At 47.7% G+C, this 5,506-nt stretch carries 6 protein-coding genes; 4 read left to right on the top strand and 2 right to left on the bottom strand.

Annotation, left to right across the window (positions count from 1 at the left end; translation table 11 throughout):
* Both C1T29_RS03105 and C1T29_RS03100 read left to right on the top strand, forming a co-directional pair.
* The coding region (locus tag C1T29_RS03105) for an anthranilate synthase component I family protein (RefSeq protein ID WP_208945609.1) at positions 1–650 on the top strand (650 nt) is incomplete at its 5' end.
* Positions 647–1,564, top strand: a complete 918-nt coding sequence (locus C1T29_RS03100; RefSeq protein ID WP_103750280.1) for a prephenate dehydrogenase dimerization domain-containing protein — start codon at positions 647–649, stop codon at positions 1,562–1,564. The genes C1T29_RS03105 and C1T29_RS03100, both read left to right, overlap by 4 nt.
* A 158-nt stretch (positions 1,565–1,722) precedes the next feature.
* Here the strand turns inward: C1T29_RS03100 and C1T29_RS03095 are convergent, their stop codons facing one another.
* Entirely contained in the window at positions 1,723–3,906 is a 2,184-nt protein-coding gene (locus tag C1T29_RS03095) for a DNA topoisomerase III (protein ID WP_023857894.1), read from the bottom strand.
* Between the two features lie 70 nt (positions 3,907–3,976).
* The gene (locus tag C1T29_RS03090; protein WP_095292541.1) at positions 3,977–4,405 is read right to left on the bottom strand and encodes a transcriptional regulator LrpC; all 429 of its coding nucleotides are present in this window, start codon (positions 4,403–4,405) and stop codon (positions 3,977–3,979) included.
* Between the two features lie 117 nt (positions 4,406–4,522).
* On the opposite strand from C1T29_RS03090, the gene C1T29_RS03085 reads away from it, so the two are divergent.
* Together C1T29_RS03085 and C1T29_RS03080 are read left to right on the top strand one after the other, a co-directional pair.
* Positions 4,523–4,933: a carboxymuconolactone decarboxylase family protein gene (locus C1T29_RS03085; RefSeq protein ID WP_020450223.1), complete on the top strand. Its 411-nt coding sequence runs from the start codon at positions 4,523–4,525 to the stop codon at positions 4,931–4,933.
* Between the two features lie 84 nt (positions 4,934–5,017).
* Entirely contained in the window at positions 5,018–5,311 is a 294-nt protein-coding gene (locus tag C1T29_RS03080) for a DUF3817 domain-containing protein (RefSeq protein WP_020450222.1), read from the top strand.
* The last annotated feature ends 195 nt before the right edge of the window (positions 5,312–5,506 follow it).

Here is a 5,506-nt window from a genome sequence, read left to right as displayed (position 1 = left end):
ATGCAGCAGTACTAAGTGCCTCTCCGGAACGGTTCCTCTCAATCGGTGCTGATCGTATCGTTGAGTCCAAACCGATCAAGGGTACCCGGATGAGAGGCAGGACTTCTGCTGAAGATCACCAATTACGAAATGAGTTGCTAAGTGATGAAAAAGATCTCGCAGAGAACTTAATGATCGTTGACTTAGTCAGAAATGACCTTAACACTGTTTGTGAAATAGGATCTGTTCATGTACCTAAGCTTTTCGATGTAGAAACATATGCACCAGTTCACCAGTTGATCTCGACGATTCGCGGCACTATACGTCCGGACAAATCAACGGTTGATTGCGTCCGCGCTGCTTTTCCAGGCGGTTCGATGACCGGTGCTCCGAAAATTCGGACGATGGAAATCATAGACCGACTCGAGAAGGGCCCCCGCGGTGTCTACTCGGGCAGCCTCGGCTGGTTTGGACTGAGTGGAGCTGCGGATCTTAGTATTGTTATCCGCACAGTTGTTGTGACCGATGACAAGGCGACTTTTGGTGTCGGAGGAGCGATCGTAGCATTGTCAGATCCAGAAGAGGAATTCAAAGAAACTCAGGTTAAAGCGCGAGCTATGGTCTCAGCTATCGCAGCAGCGGAAGTCTCTGCAGTGGGAGGTTCAAGATGAGTCAGGAAATAAGGCAGTGTGTGATTGCGGGAGGAGCCGGCGGCGTTGGCGGGATGTTTGCAGACCTTCTTGAAGAATCGGGTGTTGAAGTATGTATTATCGATATGAATCCTCCTTCCGTTCGTCGACAATTCATGAAATGTGACATCACTGTTCCGACTCCACAGGCCAAAGATAAGATCCAAAAGGCCGACATGGTGATGCTCGCTTTACCAGAGACCGCGGCTCTTCAAGCAGTAAAAGTTGTCGGGGCGTTAATGAAGCCTGATTCTCTCTTGGCGCACACTCTTTCTGTACAATCACCCATATTTAACAAAATACACGCTTTGGGTTTGCCTTTCGAAAGCATAGGTCTTAACCCTATGTTTGCTCCCAGCCTTAGTATCGTGGGTAGACCGGTAGCTGTCATCGTTCAAAACGATGGGCCTAAAGGAAGTCATTTGATTCAGATGATTTTAGATTGGAAAGGTCGTCCGGTGCTATTAGAAGCTGAGGAGCATGATCAATTGGCCGCGGCTTTGCAGGCACTCACTCATGCAGCGATACTCACCTTTGGATTGGCGCTCGCAGAATTAGATGTTGACATTGCAAAACTTGGTTCTCTTGCACCCCCTCCGCATGCAACTATGCTTGCGCTACTGGCACGGATTAGTTCTGGAACACCGGATGTGTATTGGGACGTCCAATCCGTGAACCACCAAGCAACGACGGCTCGTGCTGCACTGGCTGAAGCAGTTGCATCGTTGAATGAATCGGTGAGGGATCAGTCCGTATTCACCGAACTGATGCGTAAATCCCGAGAGGTATTTGGATCTGAAATAGCCCATTACCAAGATCTCTGTACTAGTATCTTTGAAGGTCCAATCGCACCAAAGGAGGGAAAGCACAGCCAAACCAATCCCCCGGTTAATTGAATTTTATAAACAACTGATTCCTTTGAACAGCTTTCCGGGACAAATAGAAGTATGAAAATGTCGTGTAGATTCGCGACTTTTCCACTGACAAGTTCACTAGTTTTGTGATATTTGGTCACATTAAAACAGCCTGCCGTTTCCGGCAGGCTGTTTGATGATTATTGATCAAGCTTCAGCTTCTTCAGCTGTTCGGCGAGCGCGTTGTTGATTGGCTCATCTTTGTTTTGCTTTTTCATGTAGGAGTGTACATCGCGTTTTGATGCTTTTGAATTTTTGTCTTTTGCCCTGCGCTTTTCGAAAACGGAGAGTTTTTCTCTGTGGCCGCAGACGCAGGCGAATGTCTGGCCTTCTCCGTGTCCTCGCAGTTCCATGCGCTTATGGCAGTTCGGGCAGCGGGCGTTCGTCTGTTTGGCGACTGTTTTGCGGTGGCCGCACTCCCTGTCCTGGCAGACGAGCATTGTGCCGCGTTTGCCGTTTACTTTCAGCATCAGTTTTCCGCAGTCAGGGCAATGGGTCCCTGTGATATTGTCATGCTTAAACGTTTGATTGCTGCTTTTGATTTCTCTGATCGTCTGCTTTGCGTACTCCTTCATTTCTTTGATAAAGGCGGAGGATTTCAGTTTTCCTTTCGCAATGCCTGACAGCTTCTGCTCCCATTCAGCGGTGAGGGCAGGAGATTTTAAATCTGACGGAACAAGCTCAAGGAGCTGTTTTCCTTTTGAGGTGATATAGATATCTTTTCCTTTTTTCTCGATCAGGAACGTGTTGAACAGCTTTTCGATAATGTCGGCGCGTGTTGCCACCGTCCCGAGTCCGCCCGTCTCTCCGAGAGTTTTCACAAGGTTTTTTTCTTCTCCCTGCATAAATGCGGCCGGATTTTCCATCGCAGACAGTAATGTTCCTTCATTAAACCGCGCCGGCGGTTTTGTTTCACCCTTCGTCTCTGTCAAAGACCGGACGGACAGCGTGTCGCCTTTTGCGAGTTTAGGAAGGGTTTGATCCTTTTCTTCCTCGTCATCATCTTCGTCTGCGAAATCGTACACCGCTTTCCAGCCTTGCGACTGAACGGTTTTCCCTTTTGCCGTAAAGGTTTCTCCGCCGATTTCGGCAAACACTTTAGTTTCTTCATATTCAAACGGCGGCATTAAAACGGCGAGGAAGCGCTTCGCGATCAAATCGTAAAGCTTTCTTTCCTTTTCGCTTAACGCACCGAGCGCAAGCGGCTCTTCCGTCGGAATAATCGCGTGGTGATCGGATACTTTCGCATCGTTAACAAAGCTTTTATTGGCTTTAACGCCATGCTTTAAGATCCGGGTCACATGCTGAGCATAAGGCTTCACCTGCATGCCTTCCAAACGGTCTTTCAGCGTAGGGACGATGTCATTAGAAAGAAATCTTGAGTCCGTCCGCGGATAGGTGACGAGCTTATGCTGCTCATAGAGCTTCTGCAAAACGGACAGCGTTTCTTTTGCGGAAAATCCGTAGCGTTTATGGGCATCCCTCTGCAGCTCGGTCAGATCATAAAGTCCGGGGGCAAAGCTTTTTTTCGCCGTTTTTTTCAAGTCGACGATAGCGGCCGGTTTGCCTTGCAGCGCTCCTGCAAGCTGTGACGTCACAGACGCGTTGAAAGTGCGGGTCTGCTTCGTTTTCTTGTCCTGCCACGTCAGCGTCATACCGTCAACCGCTGCACGCAAGCCGAAATAAGGGACGGGTTTAAAGTTCTTGATATCTTCCTCTCTTTTCGCGATCATTGCCAATGTCGGCGTCTGTACGCGTCCGCAGGAAAGCTGGGCGTTGAATTTCGTTGTCAGCGCCCTCGTCGCGTTGATGCCGACGATCCAATCGGCTTCAGCTCGAGCCACGGCTGAATGGTAAAGGTTTTCAAAGTCTTTGCCGTTCTTTAAGTTTTTAAATCCGTCTTTAATCGCTTTGTCTGTGACCGATGAAATCCACAGGCGCTTCAATGGCTTCGTAATCTTTGCTTTTTCGATGATCCAGCGGGCGACAAGCTCGCCTTCCCGGCCGGCATCGGTTGCTATGACGATGTCTTTGACGTCTTTTCTGATCAGCTGCGATTTAACCGCCTGAAACTGCTTTCCGGTCTTTTTAATGACGACGAGCTTTAAAGGCTCGGGGATGATTGGCAGATCTTCAAGCCGCCAAGACTGGAATTCCTTTCCGTATCCTTCAGGGTCCGCCAATGTGACCAGATGGCCGAGCGCCCATGTCACGATATAGCGGTCGCCTTCAAGATATCCGTTTCCTTTTTTATGACACTTCAGCACGCGGGCCAAGTCACGGCCGACTGAAGGTTTTTCTGCTAAAACGACTGTTTTAGACAAGTCCATCACATCACTTTCTTGTTCATGCATCCTTTTATTATAACAGATGATACAGATGCAGCTCTAATGTTCATGATTCCTTTATTTCAATTTCAGAAAAAATGACGTGTGTCACGGTTTGGGCATATGGTGTTGTTTCATTGATAAATGCTTCGATCTGCGTCAGGCTCTCTGCATTGATTTTCAGCATATAGCAGGCGGCTCCCGCGATCCGGTAGCAGAATTCAATATTCGGGAGGCGTTCGATATACGCTTTAAACCTTTCGTATTCCCCGTTTTTCACCGTTGCTTCAATGATGCAGGATACGGGAAGGCCGACCTTTTGGTAATCGATGTCCAGCGTATATTTTTTAATGACGCCGAACGATTCGAGCCGCCTGACCCTTTCGGTCACAGACGGCGCGGAAAGGCTGATCTTCCTGCCCAGCTCCCGCATCGATAAACGGCTGTCTTTCTTTAATTCGGCTATGATTTTAAAATCGAGGTCATCAATTTTCATATGTAACTTTATTCCCTTCATTCTATTTCATCATTTTAATATTATCATGAAAATTCTTTCGTTCGAAATTCATTTTTCACTTCTGCTTATATATGATTATGAAGAGGTGATCATCATATGACAAGAATCAATTTTTCAGACAGAGGAGAGACGCCGTTTCAGCGGCTGCTCGGACACTCCGAAAGCCTGATGTCAAACTGGACGGCTTTAGCTGAGGAGCTGTCAGGAGACGGCTTTTTATCAAAGGAACTGAAGGAGCAGGTGCGCCGCGTGCTGGCTCAGGGAAACGGATGCGAATATTGCAAGGCAAAGGGGAAACCCGAGATCCCGAATCAGCAGAAAACGAGCTTTGCAATGGGGTTTGCAGAGGTCTTTTTGGCGCAGAGGGAGCGCGTTTCAGACAGGCAGTTTGATGTTTTAAAAGAAGTGTTTTCAGAAGAAGAAATAACGGAATTGACCGCATTTATTTGTTTTACGACTGCCCAGCAATATTTCGGCGCTTTAATGAAGCTTCCGGCAGACGCATAAATCCAACGGAGAAAAAACCTGTCATATTTGTCCCCTTTTGGTTTATAGTATAAAGGTAGACTATCACTCCACAGGAGGTATACTATGCTGCAAACGCCGATTGGCCGCCTTCGGTTGATGGGTTTTATTGAAGGCATGTCGCTTTTAATCCTGCTGTTTATCGCCATGCCGCTTAAATATTGGGCGGATTATCCGATGGCCGTTACGATTGTCGGATCGCTTCACGGCGGATTGTTTATTTTGTATTTGTTTGTTCTGTTGTATGCGACTTTTGTGCTGAGGTGGTCTGTGAAATGGCCGGCTGCCGGTCTTGTGGCCGCATTTGTTCCGTTCGGCAATTTCCTTTATGACCGGGGACTAAAAAAATATGATCAGTAAAAACCGCCGGGAAACCCGGCGGTTTTTTTGATCACTCATTTAAAAAGCGTTTCAGCTCTTCCTTGTTTTGTTCAAGGTCTAAATCGAGGACCGCCCCGTATGTTGGATCGTCTTTGTTCGTGAATGATCCGTCAACCGGGAGCCTGAAGCTTTTGGTTTCTTTTACGCTTCCGAGCAAAAAGTCTTTGCCGAGGG

The sequence above is a fragment of the Bacillus sp. MBGLi79 genome, from assembly GCF_002953915.1.
The sequence above is the reverse complement of the archived record's forward strand: the minus strand, read 5'-3'. Positions and strand labels throughout refer to the sequence as shown.

What these genes read in the sequence shown, in the direction of transcription:
- C1T29_RS03100 (WP_103750280.1), top strand. Translation starts at nt 647, where the DNA reads ATGAGTCAGGAAATAAGGCAGTGTGTGATTGCGGGAGGAGCCGGCGGC.
- C1T29_RS03090 (WP_095292541.1), bottom strand. Translation starts at nt 4,405, where the DNA reads ATGAAAATTGATGACCTCGATTTTAAAATCATAGCCGAATTAAAGAAA.
- C1T29_RS03085 (WP_020450223.1), top strand. Translation starts at nt 4,523, where the DNA reads ATGACAAGAATCAATTTTTCAGACAGAGGAGAGACGCCGTTTCAGCGG.
- C1T29_RS03080 (WP_020450222.1), top strand. Translation starts at nt 5,018, where the DNA reads ATGCTGCAAACGCCGATTGGCCGCCTTCGGTTGATGGGTTTTATTGAA.